Source organism: Actinomadura sp. NPDC023710 (assembly GCF_040639875.1).
GTDB lineage: Bacteria > Actinomycetota > Actinomycetes > Streptosporangiales > Streptosporangiaceae > Spirillospora > Spirillospora citrea.
In genome coordinates this window covers 128674-148846 of record NZ_JBFAGB010000008.1, presented here as the reverse complement: position 1 = coordinate 148846, position 20173 = coordinate 128674, and the positions used below count along the sequence as shown (strand labels likewise).

The window sequence follows — 20173 nt, the reverse complement described above, 5'->3', positions numbered from 1 at the left end:
CGAGGCGGCCGCGGCCCGGCGCCCTGCTCCGGGGCGGGCGCCGGGACGCCGTCGGGCCCTACGTCAGCAGCTGGGCCGTGTCGCCGTAGGCGTCCAGGTGCTCGGGGTGCGTCAGCCGGTAGTTTCCGCCGACGTTGGAGTGGAAGTAGGCCGCCCACCGCAGCGGGTGGCCGAGGCCGGCGCGGGCCCGGCTCCAGTCGGTGACCGACCGCATCCACCGGTCGGACTTGGTGACGTCCCAGTTGGAGTCCACGCCGTACTCGGCGAGGCCCAGCGGGATGCCGCGGGCGTCGGCGAACTGGCACACCCGCCGCGTGCGCGCGTCCATCGGGGCGGCGTCCGCGGTGGAGGTGATCTCGCCGATCGGGTACTCGTCGATCGCGATGAAGTCGACCACGCCCTGGTCCGGCCAGTAGTTCCGCAGGGCCGACCGCGCATCGGAGTAGGGCAGGTTGCACGAGTAGTTGGTGAAGCACACCCCCACCTTCACCCCGACCGCGCGGAACGGCGGCGCCGATCGCCGGTAGAGGCTGATGAAGGCGTCGCCGGACATGTTGTCGACCGGCTCGTGGTAGATGATCACATCGCACAGGGCGCCCTTGGCGATGATGTCGGTCGCGAGCGCCCGCAGCGTCGACAGCGGCGTCGACATCGTCGGCTTGATGCTGTAGATGCTCCGGCGCACGCCCACGTCGTAGCGGAGCTGCGAGGCGCTCACCGAGGACGGCGGGACGCCGTCGTAGCAGCGGCGGATCGGCACGGGGCGTTTCGTGAGCGTCTCGAAGGCGCTGATCGCCGCCGCCCACGTCTGGCCGCTCAGGGGGGTGACGGCCGCCCCGACGAGGGTCATGCGTCGCCCCCCGCGTGGGGGACCGCGCGGTCGCGGTGCCCGGTCGTGACCGCCCGGTTGCCGATCCTTATCCGGTTCATATGCCCGTCCCCCTCGTATCGCGAGATAATTCCTCTCGGTAAAGATAATGCTACTTAGAGCGATATTGACTCGGTGGCCTTCCTTGTGTGGCCTTACCGGTCAGAAACGTGGTGGCCGCGGAAGGTTGGGAGGGGCGCCGCGACGGGGCCACCGACTCGCCCGGGTCACGAGCCGGACTTCGGCGCCCCCGCCAGGACGCGGTCGATGAAGGCGGTGACGTCGGCGAGGACCTCGTCTCGGTTCGTCTCGTTGAAGACCTCGTGGCGGGCGCCCGGGTAGAGGCGCTCGGTGAGATCGTCCCCGCGGATCGCGTCGATGCCGGCGCGGGTGTCCCGCGGGCGGACGAGCTCGTCGGCTTCGCCGTGGACGTAGAAGGTCGGCAGCGCGCCCAGCGAGCCGTGCTCGTCGACGCGGCGCAGGGCGGCGTCCAGCGCCCGGACGGTGGCCTTCTTGAACGGGCCGTGCCAGATCAGCGGGTCCTCGGTGTAGGCCCGGCCGACGGCGGGGTCGCGCGAGAGCGTGGAGGTGTCGATCGGCTCGTCCGGCATCGCGTCCAGGCCCAGCAGCTCCTCGACGACGTGCCAGCGGCCGAGAACCGGTCCGGACAGCACGAGCGCGGCGAGGGCGTCGCCGTGCAGCTGGGCGTACCGGGTGGCGATCAGCCCGCCCATGGAATGTCCGATCATGACGACGGGCAGGCCCGGGTGGTCGCCGCGGGCCGCCTCCGCGACGGTGTGCAGGTCGGCGACGACGTCCTCGAAGTCCTCGACCAGCACGCGCTCGCCGGCCGAGCGGCCGTGGCCCGCGTGGTCCGGGCCGCAGACGACGGCCCCGTGCCGGACCAGGACGTCGGCGACGTGGTCGTAGCGGCCGAGGTGCTCGCCGTAGCCGTGCACGAGCACCGCGACGTGGCGCGGCTCGCCGTCCGCCCAGATCCGGGCCGTGACCGCCCCCCGCGTGCCCGCGAACTCCCACTCCCGCGACGTCGCCACTCCGGCCTCCCTGCTCCTCCGCGGAAGATCACCGTCTCCCGCGGGGGAACGAATCGTCAACCGCCGCAATAGGCTGGAGATTCAGACCGCGACAGGAAGGGGTGCCCGTGCTGGTCGACACCTTCGGCCGTACCGCGACGGACCTGCGGGTCTCCCTCACCGACCGGTGCAATCTGCGGTGCTCGTACTGCATGCCGCCCGAGGGGCTGGACTGGCTGCCCAAGCCGGAACTGCTCACCGACGACGAGGTCGTCCGGCTGGTCGGGCTCGCCGTGCGCGACCTCGGCGTCACCGAGGTCCGCTACACCGGCGGGGAGCCCCTGCTGCGGCGCGGCCTCGCCGGCATCGTGCGGCGGACGGCCGAGCAGGCGCCGCGTCCCCAGATCTCGCTGACCACCAACGGGATCGGGCTCGACCGGCTGGCCTCACCGCTGGCCGAGGCCGGGCTCGACCGGGTGAACGTCTCCCTCGACACCCTCGACCGCGAGACCTTCCGGCGCCTCGCGCACCGCGACCGGCTCGCCGACGTGCTGGAGGGGCTGGGGGCGGCACGGCGGGCGGGCCTCGCGCCGGTCAAGATCAACACGGTGCTGATGCGCGGGATCAACGACCACGAGGCCGCCCCGCTGCTGCGGTACTGCCTGGAACACGGCTACCGGCTGCGGTTCATCGAGCAGATGCCGCTGGACGCCCAGCACGGCTGGACCCGCGAGAACATGATCACCGCGGACGAGATCCTGGACCGGCTGTCCGCCGAGTTCGACCTCGTGCCCGACACCGGGCACGAGCGCGGCAGCGCCCCCGCCGAGTCGTTCCTGATCGACGGCGGCCCCGAGACGGTCGGCGTGATCGGCTCGGTGACCCGGCCGTTCTGCGGCGCCTGCGACCGGGTGCGGCTCACCGCCGACGGGCAGGTCCGCAACTGCCTGTTCGCCACCGAGGAGTCCAATCTGCGGGACGCGATGCGCGACGGCGCCGCCGACGCCGAGCTGGCCGACCGGTGGCGCAGGGCCGTGCGGACCAAGCGCGCCGGGCACGGCATCGACGACCCGGCGTTCCTCCAGCCCGCCCGTCCCATGTCGGCGATCGGCGGCTGAGCCGCGTGGACGCCGGCACGCCCTTCGACGCCGTGCTGCTCGCGGGCGGGCGCGCCCGGCGGTTCGGCGCCGACAAGCCCGCCGCCTCCGCGGGCGGGCGCCGGCTGATCGAATGGGCCGCGGCGGCCGCGTCCGGAGCGTCCCGGCTGATCGTCGTGGGGCCGCGCCGCGACGTCCTGCCGGGCGCCGTCGTCGTCCGCGAGGACCCGCCCGGCGCCGGGCCGGTGCCCGCGCTGCGCGCCGGGCTCGCCGAGGCCCGCGCGCCGAGGCTGGCGCTCCTGGCCGCCGACCTGCCGTTCCTTCGCCCGTCCCACGTCGCCGCGCTGCTGGAGGCGGCGGGGGAGCGGGACGGCGCCGTGCTGGTGGACCAGGACGGCCGCGAGCAGTGGCTCACGGGCTGCTGGCGCGCGGGCGCGCTGCGGGCGGCGCTGGCCGCCTACGAGGGCGCGTCCCTGCGCGGCCTCCTCGGCCCCCTGGACCCCGTGCCGGTCACCCTGCCGCCGGACGACCGCCCCGCGTGGTACGACTGCGACACCCCCGAACAGCTGGCCGCCGCCGAGCGCCTGCTTTGATCGTGGGAGAGTGGGCACACCACCAGGACCATGCTCGAAGGGGGAACCCATGTCTGTCCTCGAGGACTGGATCAACGCGGCGAGCCTCGAACTGGGCCTGGAGCGCGGGGACGTCGACCAGGGCCTGGTACTGGACCTCGCCCGCGACGTCGCCCACAACGTCGCGCGGCCCGGCGCGCCGCTCACGGCCTACCTGCTCGGCCTCGCGGTCGGCCGCGGCGTGCCCGCGCGGGACGCCGCCGCACGGCTGACCGAGATGGCCGAGGGCTGGCGGGCCGAGGTGCCCGAGCAGGCCGGCGAGCCCGTCCTCGACGACGTCTAACCGCCCCCGCCGGCCTCGTCGTGCTCGGTGACCGGCACCACGTCCTTCAGGAAGTCGCGGCGGGACAGGAACGCCGACAGGCTCTCGCGGTGCTCGTCGCAGGCGAGCCAGACCTTCCGCCGGTCCGGCGTGTGGATCTTCGGGTTGTTCCACCGCAGCGCCCACACGGCGTCGGCGCGGCAGCCCTTGGCAGAACACCGCAGTTCCTCGGGGCCGGTCCCCGGGTCGGAGTCGGTCATGGTGGGACCCTATTGCAGTGTCCTCCTCCTTCGGGCCCGGAGGCCCGCCAACGTCGGGCACTGCGGGCGAGGTCGTCGCGGGGTGGGTCGGGCTGCGTTTCGGTGTGGGGGTCTTCGGATAGGACCCCGCCGTGCGTAAAGAGGGCGCGGACGCCCTGAGCCCGGCGGAACAGCGGCGGCGCTGGCAGGCGCTCTCGGTCTGTCTCGTCGCGGCTTTCATGACGCTGCTGGACGTCAGCATCGTCAACGTGGCGCTGCCGTCGATCCGGGCGGGCCTGCACGCGTCCGAAGCACAGTTGCAGTGGATCTTGTCGGGGTACGCGCTGACATTCGGGCTCGTCCTGGTCCCCGCCGGGCGGCTCGGCGACGCCCGCAGCCGCCGGGCGGTGTTCATGTCCGGGCTCGCCCTGTTCACGGCGGCGAGCGCGGGGGCGGGCATCGCCCCGACGATCCTGTTCCTCGTCCTCGCCCGGCTCGTGCAGGGCGTCGCGGGCGGCATCCTCAACCCGCAGGTCGCCGGGCTCATCCAGCAGTTGTTCCGGGGCGCCGAGCGGGGGCGGGCGTTCGGGGCGCTCGGCGCCGTCATCGGGATCGCCACCGCCGTCGGCCCGCTGCTCGGCGGCGGACTGATCGCGATCGCCGGCCCGGCGGAGGGCTGGCGGTGGGTGTTCTACGTCAACATCCCGGTCGGGATCGCGGCGCTGTTCCTGGCGTGGCGGCTGCTGCCCGCCCCGATCTACGGGCAGCGGCAAGGGCTGGACCCGCTCGGGGTGCTGCTGCTGGGTGCGGGCGTGCTGTGCCTGCTGCTGCCGCTCGTCCAGGAGCAGCAGTGGCACGGCGACCTGAAGTGGCTGCTGGTCCTTGCGGGCACCGTGCTGCTGGCGGCCTTCGCGGCCTGGGAGCGGCGGGCGCGGACGCCGATGGTCGTCCTCGCGCTGTTCCGGCTCCGCTCCTACACGCTGGGCTCGGCGATCGCGCTGCTGTACTTCGCCGGGTTCACCGCGGTCTTCTTCATCTTCACCCTCTACCTCCAGAACGGCCTCGGCTACAGCGCGTTCGGCGCGGGCCTCGCCATCACTCCGTTCGCGGTCGGGTCCGGTGTCGCGTCCGCGCTCGGCGGCCGGATCGTCTCCCGCTACGGCCGCCCCCTCGTCGCCGTCGGACTGTGCCTGGTGCTGGCCGGGCTCGGCGCGGCGTGGCTCGCCGTGGAGCTGAAGCCCGGCGGCGGCGTGGCCTGGGCGACCGCGGCGCCGCTGCTGCTGGCCGGGATCGGCAGCGGCCTGGTGATCTCGCCGAACCAGACGATCACGCTGTCGGAGGTGGACTACACCGAGGGCGGCAGCGCGGCGGGCGTCCTGCAGACCGGCCAGCGGGTCGGCACCGCGATGGGCGTCGCCGCCGTCGGGGCGGTGTTCTTCGCCACGATCGCCGGGACGGGCGGGGACTGGGCGGCCGCCTTCCGGCACGGGCTGATCGTCGTGCTGGCGTTCGTGCTGGCGGCGCTGGTGGCGGCCGTCGCCGACCTGCTCGCCGGCCGCCCGGTGTCAGCGCCGCCGGGACAGGGCGCGCAGGCCCAGTCCGAGGGCGGCCGCGGAGCCGAGGGCGGCCGCGGCTAGCACCCGGTTCTGCCGCCTGATCCGCGCCGGGATCCGCGCGTACGGGATCGTCGAGAACGACACCAGCTCGTACCGGGAGACATAGCGTCCGGCCAGGAGGCGCTCCAGCGCGTGCGTCGCCGTCTGCTTCGCCCGGTAGACCGGAGAGGACACGCGGTCGCGCATCTCGACGAAGTTGTCCAGCGCCATCTCGGCGATCGCGTCGGTGTTGGCCTTGCGCCGCTCCTGGTAGAGCGACAGCGCGCGGGCCCAGTCGCCGCTGGTCTCGGTCAGGCACCGGTCGATCTCGATGCAGTCCTCGAACGCGCAGTTCGCGCCCTGCCCGAAGAACGGCACGATGGCGTGCGCGGCGTCGCCCAGCAGCGCCACCAGGGCGCCCTTGCCGTACCGCGTCCACGGCCAGCACCGGACGGTCACCAGCGACCCGACCGGGTTGCGCTCGAAGTCGCCCGTGAGGTCCGGCATCAGGCCCGCCACGTCGGGATAGTGCCGCTCGAAGTAGGCGGTGACCTTGCCGGGGGTGTCGAGGGCGGCGAAGTCCTCCTTCGGCCAGAACAGCGTGCAGGTGAACGAGCGGTCCAGGTTCGGCAGCGCGATCATCATCGAGGTGCCGCGCGGCCAGATGTGCAGGGCGTCCGGGTCGAGGGCGAACCCGCCGTCCTTCGGCGGGACGGTCAGCTCCTTGTAGCCGTGCTCCAGGAAGTCGGCGTCCTCGTCCAGGCGCAGCGACCGGCGGACCGCGCTGTAGGCGCCGTCCCCGGCCAGGACGACGTCGGCGGGCTCGGGGTCCGCGCCCTCCAGCAGGAGCGCGCCGGCCTCGACGTCCACGCCGGTGACGCGCTCGGAGAACCGCAGCGTGACCCCCGGCGTGCTCTCGGCGGTGTCCAGCAGCGACCGGTTCAGCTCGGCGCGGCTGATGGAGTTGATGGCGCGCCCGCCGTCGGCGCTGTAGGGCTGGAAGTTCTGCGCGCCCGGCAGGGGATGCACCATCCGCCCGTGCATGGGCAGCGCCTGCTTGAGCGACTGGTCGCGCAGGCCGACCTGCTCCAGCGCGGCCAGGCCCCGGGCCGAGACGGCCAGGTTGATCGAGCGTCCCCGCTCGGCGCCCGCGACGCGCGGGTCGGGGCGCCGCTCGTACACCGTCACGGGGATGCCGCGGCGGCCGAGCAGCACCGCGAGCAGGCAGCCCGCCAGGCCCGCGCCGACGATCGCGACCCGCTCGCCGCCCTCAGCCGCCATGGACGGGGGTCTCCTCGGTCTGGGAGCGGACCTCCCACAGGTCGGGGAAGGCGGGGGCGAACAGGGTGCTGCGCAGGTAGTCGGCGCCCGCCGACCCGCCCGTGCCGATCTTCGCGCCGATCGTCCGCTCGACCATCTTCAGGTGCCGGTAACGCCACTCCTGGATGCCCTCGTCCACGTCGACCAGCCCCTCGCAGACCTCGGCGGCCGGCCCGGACTCGTCCGCGTAGACGGCGAGCAGGACCTTCTGCACTCCGGGATCGGGCTCCCACGGCCGGGAGAAGTCCCGCTCCAGGGCCGCGCGCGGGACGGGATGACCGCGGCCCGCGAGGTAGCGCAGCAGCGAGTCGAACACCGACGGGCGGGACACGGCCGCCTGGAGCCGCTCGTCGCCGCGCAGGTCGGACGCGGGGAAGGAGCGCCGCCCGAGGACGGCCTCGATCTCGCGGAACTGCTCGCTCTGGAAGCCGCTGGAGTTGCCGAGCGCGTCGCGGAACGCGGCGAACTGCCGGGGCGTCATCGTCTCCAGCACGTCCAGCTGCCCGACGACGGTCTTGAGGATCTTGGCGATGCGGCGGGCGGTGTGCAGCGACCCGGCGCTGTTGCCCTCCTCCAGCCGGAGCTGCAGCAGCGCCGCCTCGTGCAGGATCTGCTTGAACCACAGCTCGTAGACCTGATGGATGATCACGAAGAGCAGCTCGTCGTGCGCGCGGGTCTTCGGCTCCTGGCACGACAGCAGATCGTCGAGCCTCAGATAGCCGCCGTACGTCATCGTCGGCGAATCCGCCATCACGCCTCCTTGCGACACAACGGATGTGATCCGCAGCATAAGGGATGGATGAGCAGGTCCAGGCGGTGGGTGGCCGTGCGGCGGCCAAACCCCCCTACGATCAGAACTCGATTCGGTATCGAGCCGGGAGGCGCCGGATGGGCGAGATCGTCAGGGAGTTCGTGGGGCTGCCGTCGCCCTTGGCCGGCCGGGCGGGCGCGGGCGGCCACCCGTGCCAGGGGATCTACCACCGCCCGGCCGGGGCGGCCCCGAAGACCGCGTTCATCGCGACCCACTACAACGTCGACTTCTCCGAGCACTACCTCGCCGAGCACCTCGCGGCCCGCGGCCACGGCTTCCTCGGCTGGAACACCCGCTTCCGCGGCAACGAGGCGTACTTCCTGCTCGACCACGCCCTCGCCGAGATCGGCGAGGGCGTCCGCTGGCTCCGCGAACGGGCGGGCGCCGAGCGGGTCGTCCTGCTCGGCAACTCCGGCGGCGGCTCGCTGATGGCCGCCTACCAGTCCCAGGCCGTGGACCCCAACGTCACGCCCGTCGCCGGGATGCGTCCCGTGGCCGCCATCGAGGACCTGCCCGCCGGTGACCTGTTCGTCGCGCTCGCCGCCCACTCCGGCCGCCCGGAGGTCCTCACCGCCTGGATGGACCCCTCGGTCACCGACGAGACCGACCCGCTGTCGGCCGACCCGTCCCTCGACCCCTTCGACCCCGGCAACGGCCCCCCGTACGGCGCGGAGTTCCAGGCCCGCTACCGCGCCGCCCAGCGCGCCCGCAACGAGCGCATCACCGACCGGGTCCTCGCCCGCCTGGACGCCCTGAAGGGCACCCGCGCCCGCGACGCGCTGTTCACCGTGCACCGCACCTGGGCCGACCTGCGGATGATCGACCCCGCCATCGAGCCGTCCGACCGCGAGCCCAACCGCTGCTACCTCGGCGATCCCGCCAAGGCCAACTACGGCGTGTTCGGCATCGGCTCGCTGTGCACGCTGCGCTCCTGGCTGTCGATGTGGAGCCTGCGCACCTCGCAGTGCACCGCCGCCCCGCACCTGGCGCGCATCACGGTCCCGTCCCTGGTGGTGCACGCCACGGCGGACGAGTGCGTCTACGACGGCGACGCCCGCGCGATCTTCGGTGCCCTCGCCGCGTCCGACAGGACGCTCCACCGCATCAGGGACACCCACTACCTGCCGGACTCCCGGCCCGAGGCCGCCGACCTGGTCGACGCCTGGGTCCGCGCCCGCTGAGTCACCACAGCCGCAGCGACCGCGTGAGGATCCCGGCCACGGCCTCCTCGTCCACCGGACGAGGCGAGATCGCCAGCAGCCGCCGCTGCCTCATCGCGCCCTCCACCAGCGCGGGGACGTCGCCCTCCCCGTACCCGACGCCGCCGATCCCGTCCGGGATGCCGATGTCGCGCATCAGCCGCAGCACCGCCAGCGGCAGGTGCTCGGCCGGGTCGTCCGGCCGCTCCATCCGCGGGTCCAGCAGTTCCGCGGCCCGGACGTGCCGCTCGGGGCGCGCCTCGAAGGTGAACCGGAACGCCTCGGGCGCGGTCAGCGACACCGACATGCCGTGCGGGACCAGCGCCTCCCCGTCCGGGTAGCCGTCCGGCCGGAAGTCCCTGACCTGCCCGGCGATGGGGTAGGCGTTGGCGTGCGGGATGTGCACCCCGGAGTTGCCGAACCCGAGCCCCGCGAACGTCGCCGCCAGCGCCATGTCGGTGCGCGCCTCCCGGTCCTCCCCGTCCGCGACGGCCCGGCGGAACGACCGCGACAGCAGGCTCAGCGACTTCTCCGCCCACATGTCCGACACCGGATTGGCCCCGCAGTACGGCACCCGATCCTCGGGCCTCTTGCGCTCGTACCGGTCGTACGGGCGCGCGGTGTAGCTCTCCAGGGCGTGGCACAGGATGTCCATCCCCGCCGAAGCGGTCACGCCGGGCGGCTGCGACATCGTCAGCTCCGGGTCCACCACGGCCAGCGCCGGCCGCAGCCGCGGGTGGCTGATGCCGGTCTTGACCCGCAGGTCCAGGACGTCCAGGACGCAGACCGTGGTGCTCTCCGCGCCCGTGCCCGTCGTGGTGGGGACGGCCACCAGCGGCAGCAGCGGCCGCTCCGGCGCCCGCCCCGCCCCCACCGGCGGATTCAGGTACTCCGCGAGATCGCCCTCGTTGGTCGTGAGGAGGTTGACCGCCTTCGCGGTGTCGATGCTCGACCCGCCCCCGACCGCCACGTACGCGTCGTAGGGTCCGGTCTCCCGGGCGTGCTCGACCGCCTCGCGCATGCTCGCGTCCGTCGGTTCGACGCGCACGCCGTCGAACACCGCGGCCTCGATCCCGTACGCCTTCATCGCGTCCGCGATCCGCCGCGGCCCGCCCGTCGCCGCGATCCCGGCATCGGTGACGACCAGCACCCGCCGCGCCCCGAACTGCGCCAGATCGAACCCGATCTCGTCGGCCGCCCCGCTCCCGAACTTCAGCTGCGGCGCCCCGTACGTGAAGACCGTCTCGCTCGTCATCCCCCCAAGGTGTCACACCTTCACGCCCGTGCCGGAGACGCCGGTGCTTCGGGATCAGCGCCTTTGTGGGGCGCACCCCACGCCCCCCGGCAAGGCCGGACTGACCGGCGTCAGTCGAGATCGCCGGTGGCGAGGCGGACGCGGCGGAGGGCGGTGGTGATGTCGGCGGCCTCGGCGGCCGGGAGGCCGGCGATGCCGAAGCCGGACTCGTTGAGGGCGAGCGTGGCCTCTTCGGCGAGGTCGCGGCCCGCGGGGGTGAGGGTGGCGAGGACCACGCGGCGGTCGTCGGGGGAGGGGCGGCGGCCGACCAGGCCCCGCTGCTCCAGGCGGCCGATCACGTTGGTCACGGACGCGGGGTGCACCATGAGGCGGGCGCCCATCTTGCCCATGGGAAGGGTCCCGGTGCGGGCGAAGGCGAGCAGGCGCAGGGCCTCGTAGGCGGCGAACGTCAGCCCGTAGGGCTTGAGGACGGCCTCGATCCGGCTCAGCAGGATTTGCTGGGCCCGCATCACCGAGGTGACGGCCGCCATGCGGTCGGCGTGCTCGGGCCAGCGGCCGCTCCACTGGCGGTGGGCCTCGGCGATGGGATCGGGCATGTCGGGCACCGGCCCACCGTATGCGGTCTTGACTGCGTCGCGCACGGAAACTATTTTAACTTCCAAATATTGGATGTCCAAGGTCTGGGGTGGGGACGGTGACGGGGGAACTGCACGCGCCGGTGCACCCGGTGCGCTTCGTGACGGCCGCGGCGCTGTTCGACGGCCATGACGCGGCCATCAACATCATGCGGCGCATCCTGCAGTCCCAGGGCGCCGAGGTCGTGCACCTCGGGCACGACCGCTCGGTCCGCGAGGTCGTCGACGCCGTCCTGGAGGAGGACGCGCAGGGCGTGGCGATCAGCTCCTACCAGGGCGGCCACGTCGAGTACTTCGAGTACCTGTCGCGCAGCCTGAAGGAGGCCGGCGCCGAGCACGTGAAGGTGTTCGGCGGTGGCGGCGGCGTCATCGTGCACGAGGAGATCGCGCGGCTGTCCGGTGCGGGCGTGCGGATCTTCTCCCCGGAGGACGGGCAGCGGCTCGGCCTGCCCGGCATGATCAACGAACTGGTCCGCGAGTGCGACGTCGACCTGGCCGCCGAGCCCGTGCCGGCCGGCGCCGTGGTGGCGGGGGAGCGGCGCGCCCTCGCCCGGACCATCACCTGCCTCCAGGCCGGGAGCCTGCCCGAGGACGCCCGCGCGCGGCTCGCCGAGGCGGCGGCCGGGCGGCGGGTCCCCGTGCTGGGGATCACCGGGACGGGCGGGTCCGGGAAGTCGTCCCTCACCGACGAGCTGGTGCGGCGGCTGCGCGTCGACCAGGGCGACCGGCTGCGCGTCGCGGTGCTCGCCGTGGACCCGACGCGCCGGCGCGGCGGCGGCGCGCTGCTCGGCGACCGGATCAGGATGAACTCCCTGGACGGCGACCGCGTGTTCTTCCGCTCGCTGGCCACCCGGGGCGCCCGGGAGCTGCCGGAGAACGTCGAGGACATCGTCCTCGCCTGCAAGGCCGCCGGCTACGACCTGGTGATCCTGGAGACGCCCGGCATCGGGCAGGGCGACGCCGCGATCGTTCCGCTGGTGGACGTGTCGCTGTACGTGATGACGCCGGAGTTCGGCGCCGCGTCCCAGCTCGAGAAGATCGACATGCTCGACTTCGCGGACGTGGTCGCGATCAACAAGTTCGAGCGGCGCGGCGCGGCCGACGCGCTGCGGGACGTGGGCCGCCAGCTCGTGCGCAACCGGGAGGCGTTCGGGCTGCGGCCCGAGGACATGCCGGTGTTCGGCACGAGTGCCGCCACGTTCAACGACGACGGCGTCACCGCGCTCTACCGGCACCTCGGCGGGCTGCTGGGCGAGCACGGCCTGCGCCTGGAGGACGGCGCCCTGCCCGAGGTCGCGACCAAGGTGTCGACCGGCGCCGCGACCGTCATCCCGCCGAACCGCGTGCGGTACCTGTCCGACATCGCCGAGACCGTGCGGGGCTACCACGCCGACACGGTGGGGCAGATGGAGGCGGTGCGGCGCGTCCAGCGGCTGGACGAGGTGCGCGCCGAGCTGACGGACGCCTCCGAGGTCGAGGGCCTGCTGGAGAAGGCGCGCCGGGACGTGGAGCCCGGGAACGCCGAACTGGTCCGGGGCTGGCCCGCCGTCGTGGAGGCCTACTCCGGCGACGAGCAGGTCGTGAAGATCCGCGACAGGGAGCTGCGCACCAGGCTCACGCGCGAGTCCCTGTCGGGCAGCCGGATCCCCCGCGTCGCGCTGCCGCGCTACACCGACCACGGCGAACTGCTGCGGTTCCTGCGCAACGAGAACCTGCCCGGCCGGTTCCCGTTCACCGGCGGGGTGTTCCCGTTCAAGCGCGACAACGAGGACCCCGCCCGCATGTTCGCGGGGGAGGGCGACCCCTTCCGCACCAACCGCCGCTTCAAGCTGCTGTCGGAGGGCCAGCCCGCGACCCGCCTGTCCACCGCGTTCGACTCGGTCACCCTCTACGGGCGCGACCCCGACGAGCGTCCCGACGTGTACGGCAAGGTCGGCACGTCCGGGGTCTCGATCGCCACGCTGGACGACATGAAGGCGCTCTACGACGGGTTCGACCTGTCGTCCCCGACCACCTCGGTGTCGATGACCATCAACGGTCCCGCGCCCACGATCCTGGCGTTCTTCCTCAACACGGCCGTCGACCAGGGAATGGACGCCTTCCACGAGGAGAACGGCCGCGAGCCGTCCGAGGAGGAGGCCGCGCAGATTCGCGCGCGCGTGCTGGCGACCGTGCGCGGCACCGTGCAGGCCGACATCCTCAAGGAGGACCAGGGGCAGAACACCTGCATCTTCTCCACCGAGTTCTCGCTGCGGATGATGGGCGACATCCAGGAGTGGTTCATCGCCAACAAGGTCCGCAACTTCTACTCGGTGTCCATCTCCGGCTACCACATCGCCGAGGCCGGGGCGAACCCCATCAGCCAGCTCGCGTTCACCCTCGCCAACGGCTTCACCTACGTCGAGTCCTACCTGGCGCGGGGCATGGACATCGACGACTTCGCGCCCAACCTGTCGTTCTTCTTCTCCAACGGCATGGACCCCGAGTACAACGTGCTCGGACGGGTGGCCCGCCGCATCTGGGCCGTGGCCATGCGCGACCGGTACGGCGCGAACGAGCGCAGCCAGAAGCTCAAGTACCACGTGCAGACGTCCGGGCGCTCCCTGCACGCGCAGGAGATGCACTTCAACGACATCCGCACGACGCTGCAGGCGCTCATCGCCATCTACGACAACTGCAACAGCCTGCACACCAACGCCTACGACGAGGCGGTCACCACGCCGACGGCCGAGTCGGTGCGGCGGGCCCTGGCGATCCAGCTCATCATCAACCGCGAGTGGGGCCTGGCGATGAACGAGAACCCGCTGCAGGGGTCGTTCGTCATCGACGAGCTGACCGACCTGGTCGAGGAGGCGGTGCTGGCCGAGTTCGACAGCATCAGCGAGCGCGGCGGCGTCCTCGGCGCGATGGAGACCGGCTACCAGCGCGGCCGCATCCAGGACGAGTCGATGCTGTACGAGCAGCGCAAGCACGACGGCTCGCTGCCGATCATCGGCGTCAACACCTTCCGCGGCCCCGAGGCCGGCGACGGGACGCCGAGGACGATCGAGCTCGCCCGCGCCACCGAGGACGAGAAGCGCTCCCAGCTCGACCGCGTCCACGGCTACCAGGAGGCGCACCGGGACGGGGCGCGGGCCGCCCTCGCCGCCCTCAAGGACGCGGCCCGGTCAGGCGAGAACGTGTTCGCGGTGCTGATGGACGCGGCGCGCGTGTGCAGCCTCCAGCAGATCACCGACGCCTTCTTCGAGGTCGGCGGCCAGTACCGCCGCAACGTCTGACGCCCTCGCCGATGGCCGTCCACGACGACGCAGGCGCCCCGGTCCCGGTCCCGGACCGGGTGCGCCGCGTCGTGTCGATCGTCCCGTCCCTGACCGAGACGGTCGCGGCGACCGCGCCGGAACTGCTCGCCGGCGCCACCGACTGGTGCACCCACCCCGAGGGCCTGGACGTGCCGCGCGTGAGGGGCACGAAGAACCCCGATCTGGAGCGGATCATCGGGCTGCGGCCCGACGTAGTCGTCGGCAACACCGAGGAGAACCGGCCCGCCGACGTCGAGGCGCTGCGCGCGGCCGGCGTGCCGGTGTGGATGACGCGGATCCGCACGGTCGAGGAGGCACTGGCGTCGCTGCGGCGCATGCTCACCGAGGCGTGCCGGGCGCCGGTGCCCGGCTGGCTGGAGGAGGCGTCCCGCGTATGGGCGGACGTCGCGCCCGGCGAGGTCCGGGCGGCGGTGATCCCGATCTGGCGGCGGCCGTGGATGGTCGTCGGGCGCGACACCTTCACCGGCGACGTCCTGTCCCGCCTCGGCGTGTCCAACGTCTACGCCGGGCATCCCGAGCGCTATCCGAAGATCCCGCTGGACGAGCTGAACGCGGCCGGCGCGGACCTGGTGGTCCTGCCGGACGAGCCGTACCGCTTCACCGAGGACGACGGCCCGGAGTCCTTCCCCGGGCTCGACGCCGCGCTCGTCAGCGGCCGGCACCTCACCTGGTACGGCCCGTCCCTCGTCGAGGCCCCGGCCGCCCTCGCGGAACGGCTCGCCGCGGCCCGCCCCCGCTAGTCGGGGCGGCGTACGAACATGGCCTCCACACAGCGGGCCATGCGCTCGTCGAGCTCCTCGGCGGGCACGCCGATCTCCCGCGCCAGGTGCTCGCGCAGCAGCGTGTACCCGTAGACGGTGGACGCGATGGCCGCCTGCACGGCCGCCACGTCCCCGACCGGGAGGTCGCCGCGCTCCGCCTCCGCCGCGAGGTCCTCCCTGCCCGCGCCCCGGTTGAGCAGGACCCGGGGCCGGTCGTCGCCGTCCAGCACCAGCAGCGTCGCCAGCCGGACCGGCTCGGGGTTGCGCAGGCTCGTCCAGAACAGCCGCGCCAGCCGTTCGCGCAGCGGCAGCCCGGCCGCGTCCACCGCGTCCTCGGCGTTCGGGCGCGACCGGTGGAACAGCGCCGAGCGCAGCAGCGCCCGCCGCGACCCGAAGTACTGGTAGACCAGCCCGCGGTTGACCCCGGCCTCGTCGGCGACCTGGCGCAGGTTCAGCCCGGCCAGGACGCCGCCGCGCCGCAGCAGCGCGACCGCCGCGGCGCGCAGCGACTCCTCCGTCCCCTCCCGGTCGCGCACCCGGGCCGCCCCGTCACGCGCGGGGACCACCGGCCACATAGATGACCTGTCCGGAGACGAAGGAGGCGTCGTCGCCGACCAGGAACGCGACGGTCCCGGCGATGTCCTCGGGGACGCCGACGCGCCGGACCGGGATCTCCCTGGCGGCGGCGGCCTTGAAGTCCTCGAAGTCGACGCCGACGCGGGCGGCGGTCGCGGCGGTCATCTCGGTGGCGATGAACCCGGGCGCGATCGCGTTGGCCGTCACCCCGAACCTGCCCAGCTCGATCGCCAGCGTCTTGGTGAACCCCTGGAGGCCCGCCTTGGCCGCCGAGTAGTTGACCTGGCCGCGGTTGCCGAGGGCCGACACCGACGACAGGTTCACGATCCGGCCCCATCCGGCCTTCGTCATGTGCGCCTGCGCGGCGCGGGTCATCACGAACGAGCCGCGCAGGTGCACCGACAGGACCGCGTCCCAGTCGTCGTCGGACATCTTGAACAACAGGTTGTCGCGGGTGATGCCGGCGTTGTTCACGAGGACGAGGGGCGGTCCGAGCTCCGCGGCGACGCGCGCGACGGCGGCGTCGGCCCGCGCCGTGTCGGCGACGTCCACGCCGACGGCGAGCGCGGTGCCGCCGTCCTTGGTGATCGTCTCGACCGTGCCGGCGCAGGCGGCCTCGTCGAGGTCGCAGACCGCGACGGCGAAGCCCTCCCTGGCGAGGCGGACGGCGGTGGCGGCGCCGATGCCGCGCGCGGCGCCGGTGACGATGGCCACCCGGGTGTCGGTCATGTGCGCAGCCCTTCCGTCAGACCTGGATGTCCTTGGCGATGATGGTCTTGAGCACCTCGCTGGTGCCTCCGTAGATCCGGGCGACCCGGGCGTCGGCGTACAGGCGCGCGATCGGGTACTCCAGGATGTAGCCGTAGCCGCCGTGCAGCTGGAGGCACTTGTCGACGACGCGGGCCTGCACCTCGGTGCAGAACAGCTTGCAGACGGCGGCGTCGGCGGGAGTGAGCTCGCCCGCGTCCAGGGCCTCGATGCAGCGGTCGACGAGCGAGCGGGCGGCCTCGACCTCGGTGGCGCACTCGGCCAGCACGAACTTGGTGTTCTGGAACGACGACACGGTCTTGCCGAAGACGGTGCGCTCCTGGACGTATTTGCGGGCGAACTCCACGGCGGCGGCCGCCGACGCGTAGGAGCTGGTCGCGATGCCGAGGCGCTCTTCGGCGAGGTTGTGCGTCAGGTACTCGAACCCGCGTCCCTCCTCGCCGAGCAGGTCCTCCACGGGCACCCGGACGTCGGTGAACGACAGCTCGGCGGTGTCGGAGCTGCGCAGCCCGATCTTCTCCAGCTTGCGGCCGACCGCGTAGCCCTCGCTGCGGGTGTCCACGGCGAGGATCGACAGGCCCGCCCGGCGGTTCTCCGGCGTGGCCGGGGAGGTCCGCGCGACCACGAGCACCCGGTCGGCGAGGACGCCGCCGGTGATGAACGTCTTGGCGCCGTTCAGGACGTAGTGGTCGCCGTCCCGCTTCGCCGTGGTCTGCATGCCCGCGAGGTCGGAGCCGGTTCCGGGCTCGGTCATCGCGATCGCCGTCATCATCTCGCCGGACACGAACGGCGGCAGCCAGCGCTTCTTCTGCTCCTGCGACCCGTACTTCAGCAGGTAGGGCAGGACGAGGTTGACGTGCACGCCGTAGCCGCCGAAGCTCACCCCGGCGCGGGCGCACTCCTCGGAGATCACGGCCTGGTACTTGAAGCTCGTCTCGCCCGCGCCGCCGTACTCCTCGGGCACCTGGATGCCGAACACGCCCAGCTCGCCGAGCTTGGCGTAGAAGTCCCGCGGCGGGTGGCCGGCGTTCTCCCACTCCTCGTAGACCGGGGCCACCTCGGCCTCGATGAACGCCCGGATCGTGTCCCGGAAGGCCTCGTGGTCCTCGTTGAAAACGGTGCGGCGCACGCCGTGCCCCTCTCGCCAGCGTTATTAACAGAACGCTAAGTTAACTCGAAGGTAGTTCTAGAATCAAATACGAGAGGGGCGGCCGGGCGGGGGCGGCCCGCCGGCGGTTCAGCAGTCGGGCTCGCAGACCCGGCGCGAGACGGCCCTGAGGAAGATCGCCTGGATCTGCCCGGGCGTCTCGGCCACATAGGCGTCCCCGTGCGTGACCTGCGCGATACGCCGCAGCTCGTTGACGTCCACGTCCGATCCGTAGCCCAGCATGTTGACCTGGACGGGGCGCTCCGGGTCGTACTCGCGCCGCATGTGGTCGAGGGTCTCCTCCAGGGACGGGCCGCGCGGGTCCTCGTTCCTCCCGTCCGTCCACAGCAGGACGGAGTTCACGTACTCGGGCTTGTAGGTCCGCTTCATGTAGTCGAACGCGGCCATCACCGTGTCGTACAGGCCGGTGTCGCCGTGCTCCTTCACCCGGATCCGCGCGAACGCGCTCAGCACGAGCTGCCGCCGGGTCGCCGAGCCCAGCCGCTCGTTGAGCGGTCCCACGCTGACCAGCTCCCGCCAGTCCCGGCCGCCCTGCAGGTCCGTGGAGAAGATCCACTGGCCGAGCTCGCTGTCGTCCGGCAGCAGCGCGAGCCCGCCCTGGGCGGTGCGCACCGTCGACTGCAGCCGCGTCACGCCGGGCGCGACCCCCTCGTCCATGGACCCCGACACGTCGATGATGCTCAGCATCCGGATGCTCAGCGACAGCTGGGCCCACGACTGCATGGTGCGCCGCACGTCCGCCGCCGGCGTCTCGGGGAGCGCCCGCGGGGGTCGCGGGTCCAGGCCGGTCCGCGGGGAGAACGACGCGGGCGCCGCTCCGCCGGGTGCCCGGAAGCCCAGCCGCCGCAGGTCGTCCCGGGTCGCCCTGTCCGCGAGGGCCGTCTCCAGCATCCGCGCGGCGCTCGCCTTGGCCCGGTCCTCCGCCAGGACGGCGACCGGATAGTCGAGGTAGACCGTCCCCTCCTCCGGGTACACCGCGACGGCCGGCTCGGCCGGACGCCGCGCGTTGTAGGCGAACACCGCCTGCTCGGGCGCCATCGCGACCGGGTAGCGGTCGGCCTCGCCCTGGTCGGGCGAGGCGGACGTCGCGAACGCCGTGAACGCGGCGGCCACGGAGACGGCGACGCCCTCCCGGATCGTGCGGACCACCCCGGTGAACGACGCCTCCCCGCCGGGGGCGCCGCCCAGCACCGCACCGGCCAGGATCAGCGAGCCCATGCCGGTCGCGCTGCGGGCCGGGTCGGGGACCTGGAGCCGGAACAGCCGCGGAGGGATGACCCCGGTGACGGGCCCGGCGGCCGGATCCCGCTCGGCGCCCGAGGCCGTCCCGGCCGCGGCGAGCAGGTCCCTCCAGGCCGGCCGCTCCGGGGCGCCGAGGTTGCGCAGCTGCGTCGCCAGGCCGCGCGGCGCGGCCAGGACGATCGGGGACGAGGCGATCCCGGCGGGCCGTCCCGGAGCGCCGGCGGCCGGGGCCCGCCCGGAACCGCCGACGAGCTTGGTCCACAGCGAGGAGTCGGGGATCCAGACGTCCGGCCTGCGGGCGACGCCGGCCACGCCCTTGCCGGACAGCAGCGTCGCCACCGCGGCGGGGTCGGCGGCGCGCACCCGCGCGCGGGCGCACCGCCCGTCCACCCGGTGCCCCGCGTCGTTGAAGCGCCCCGCCGACCGCGCGACCGCGGGCGCGACGTCCGGCGCCGCGGCCACGTCGAGCGTCAGCGCGGCGCCGCCGGAGCAGCCGTCGCCCGGCGAGGCGATCGCGTACGCGCCGAACCCGGTGAGCAGCACCAGGCCGATCGCGCCCGCCAGCGGTCCGAGCAGGATGCCGCCGACCCGCCGCGGCGGGCGGCCCCTGCCGAGAGCCCACGGCCCTCGCGGCTGCCTGGCGGCGGCGTGCGCCGGGCCCGGGGGGCGCGGCGTGCGGTCGGGTCTCCTGAAGGCGTCGAAGGGCTCGCCCTCATGCCCGCCCGCCGCGCCGCGGGGCGGCGGCCCGGCCGGGTGCGAGGCCCCGAGAAAGGTGTAGGGGGACTCGGGGCCGCCCGGTTCCGGCTGGTTCCGAGGCGCCCACTCGGGCACGTCGTCGAATGCGCTCATGGCCGATCTCCGTTTCCCGGGCGGGGCTGCGGGCCGCGTCGCGCCGTGGGTGGCCGGCCCGCCCCTGAGACACATGGTCGATATGTCTCAGGTGAGGCAGCTGTGATGTTCGTCTCATCGGCCGCCTCCGTCAAGGGGGCGGGAGGCCCGGGATGGGGACGCGCGGTCAGGACGGCGGGCCGGGCGCCTCGGCGCGCGGCGCGGGGCGTTCCACGCGGTGGCGGTCGTCCGGCCGGAATCCGGGTCCACGGGACCTCCCCTGGGACGCGGGGACGGTGGTGCCGCTCAGCAGTACGCAGCGGGTGCGGGGAAGGATCGGTCCGCGACCGGGCCGTCCCGGCGGAGGGTGCCTGCGCGGGAACGCCCCGCCCCGCGCCGAACTGGGCGCGCGGGGGGCGGCGGGGCCGGGTTTCGGGTCATGGCCGGACCAGGACAGCGGGGAGGGCTTGCGTTCTCGCGGGGATGTGCGTCGGCCGGGGCGGCCGGTCAAGCGAAGGTGCGGGGAGGGTCATCCGCGACGCCGCGAAGTTTCAGTGGAAACC

At 73.5% G+C, this 20173-nt stretch carries 18 protein-coding genes; 7 read left to right on the top strand and 11 right to left on the bottom strand.

Features of this window, described 5'->3' with window-relative positions:
• Positions 1-58 precede the first annotated feature (58 nt).
• Both AB0H37_RS11955 and AB0H37_RS11950 read right to left on the bottom strand, forming a co-directional pair.
• On the bottom strand, positions 59-850 hold the full coding sequence (locus AB0H37_RS11955; protein WP_360612353.1) for a hypothetical protein: 792 nt from the start codon (positions 848-850) through the stop codon (positions 59-61).
• Between the two features lie 245 nt (positions 851-1095).
• Complete coding sequence (locus AB0H37_RS11950; protein ID WP_329090228.1) at positions 1096-1923, bottom strand: lysophospholipase; 828 nt, start codon at positions 1921-1923, stop codon at positions 1096-1098.
• A 107-nt stretch (positions 1924-2030) separates the two neighbouring features.
• Here AB0H37_RS11950 and moaA point away from each other — a divergent pair, with 107 nt between their 5' ends.
• Genes moaA through AB0H37_RS11935 form a run of 3 tightly spaced genes read left to right on the top strand, consistent with a single transcriptional unit; the run spans position 2031 to position 3914 of the window.
• On the top strand, positions 2031-3020 hold the full coding sequence (moaA, locus tag AB0H37_RS11945; protein ID WP_360612352.1) for a GTP 3',8-cyclase MoaA: 990 nt from the start codon (positions 2031-2033) through the stop codon (positions 3018-3020).
• A gap of 5 nt (positions 3021-3025) precedes the next feature.
• Entirely contained in the window at positions 3026-3592 is a 567-nt protein-coding gene (locus tag AB0H37_RS11940; protein WP_360612351.1) for a molybdenum cofactor guanylyltransferase, read from the top strand.
• Between the two features lie 49 nt (positions 3593-3641).
• Positions 3642-3914: a DUF6457 domain-containing protein gene (locus AB0H37_RS11935; RefSeq protein ID WP_360612350.1), complete on the top strand. Its 273-nt coding sequence runs from the start codon at positions 3642-3644 to the stop codon at positions 3912-3914.
• Here AB0H37_RS11935 and AB0H37_RS11930 read toward each other — a convergent pair.
• Positions 3911-4153 (bottom strand): hypothetical protein, encoded by a 243-nt coding sequence (locus tag AB0H37_RS11930; protein ID WP_179835202.1) that lies wholly within the window; start codon positions 4151-4153, stop codon positions 3911-3913. The genes AB0H37_RS11935 and AB0H37_RS11930 overlap by 4 nt on opposite strands.
• Before the next feature lie 131 nt (positions 4154-4284).
• Here AB0H37_RS11930 and AB0H37_RS11925 point away from each other — a divergent pair, with 131 nt between their 5' ends.
• Positions 4285-5769, top strand: coding sequence for a DHA2 family efflux MFS transporter permease subunit (locus AB0H37_RS11925; protein WP_360612349.1), 1485 nt, complete (start codon positions 4285-4287; stop codon positions 5767-5769).
• On the opposite strand, the gene AB0H37_RS11920 is transcribed toward AB0H37_RS11925, so the two are convergent.
• Positions 5698-7008: an NAD(P)/FAD-dependent oxidoreductase gene (locus AB0H37_RS11920; protein ID WP_360612348.1), complete on the bottom strand. Its 1311-nt coding sequence runs from the start codon at positions 7006-7008 to the stop codon at positions 5698-5700. The genes AB0H37_RS11925 and AB0H37_RS11920 overlap by 72 nt on opposite strands.
• Complete coding sequence (locus tag AB0H37_RS11915; RefSeq protein WP_179835200.1) at positions 6998-7798, bottom strand: tryptophan 2,3-dioxygenase family protein; 801 nt, start codon at positions 7796-7798, stop codon at positions 6998-7000. Before AB0H37_RS11915 ends, AB0H37_RS11920 begins: the two co-directional genes overlap by 11 nt.
• A 137-nt stretch (positions 7799-7935) precedes the next feature.
• On the opposite strand from AB0H37_RS11915, the gene AB0H37_RS11910 reads away from it, so the two are divergent.
• A complete protein-coding gene (locus tag AB0H37_RS11910) occupies positions 7936-9039 on the top strand; it encodes an alpha/beta hydrolase (RefSeq protein WP_360612347.1) in 1104 nt (367 codons plus the stop codon).
• 1 nt (position 9040) lies between these two features.
• On the opposite strand, the gene AB0H37_RS11905 is transcribed toward AB0H37_RS11910, so the two are convergent.
• Positions 9041-10312, bottom strand: a complete 1272-nt coding sequence (locus AB0H37_RS11905) for a hydroxyacid-oxoacid transhydrogenase (protein ID WP_360612346.1) — start codon at positions 10310-10312, stop codon at positions 9041-9043.
• Between the two features lie 110 nt (positions 10313-10422).
• On the bottom strand, positions 10423-10908 hold the full coding sequence (locus AB0H37_RS11900) for a MarR family transcriptional regulator (RefSeq protein WP_179838749.1): 486 nt from the start codon (positions 10906-10908) through the stop codon (positions 10423-10425).
• Positions 10909-11006: 98 nt separating this feature from the next.
• Between AB0H37_RS11900 and icmF the strand changes: the two genes are divergently transcribed.
• Entirely contained in the window at positions 11007-14225 is a 3219-nt protein-coding gene (icmF, locus tag AB0H37_RS11895) for a fused isobutyryl-CoA mutase/GTPase IcmF (RefSeq protein WP_360612345.1), read from the top strand.
• A gap of 11 nt (positions 14226-14236) precedes the next feature.
• The gene (locus AB0H37_RS11890; protein WP_360612344.1) at positions 14237-15007 is read left to right on the top strand and encodes a helical backbone metal receptor; all 771 of its coding nucleotides are present in this window, start codon (positions 14237-14239) and stop codon (positions 15005-15007) included.
• Here AB0H37_RS11890 and AB0H37_RS11885 read toward each other — a convergent pair.
• The 4 genes from AB0H37_RS11885 to AB0H37_RS11870 form a co-directional block, all read right to left on the bottom strand.
• Complete coding sequence (locus AB0H37_RS11885) at positions 15004-15564, bottom strand: TetR/AcrR family transcriptional regulator (protein ID WP_218935183.1); 561 nt, start codon at positions 15562-15564, stop codon at positions 15004-15006. The genes AB0H37_RS11890 and AB0H37_RS11885 overlap by 4 nt on opposite strands.
• Positions 15565-15577: 13 nt before the next feature.
• Positions 15578-16333 (bottom strand): 3-oxoacyl-ACP reductase FabG, encoded by a 756-nt coding sequence (fabG, locus tag AB0H37_RS11880; RefSeq protein WP_329090252.1) that lies wholly within the window; start codon positions 16331-16333, stop codon positions 15578-15580.
• Between the two features lie 16 nt (positions 16334-16349).
• Positions 16350-17501 carry an acyl-CoA dehydrogenase family protein gene (locus tag AB0H37_RS11875; RefSeq protein ID WP_179835193.1) on the bottom strand — a complete coding sequence of 384 codons (1152 nt, stop codon included), beginning with the start codon at positions 17499-17501 and terminating at the stop codon, positions 16350-16352.
• 108 nt (positions 17502-17609) lie between these two features.
• Positions 17610-19631, bottom strand: a complete 2022-nt coding sequence (locus tag AB0H37_RS11870; protein WP_360612343.1) for a substrate-binding domain-containing protein — start codon at positions 19629-19631, stop codon at positions 17610-17612.
• Positions 19632-20173 lie beyond the last annotated feature (542 nt).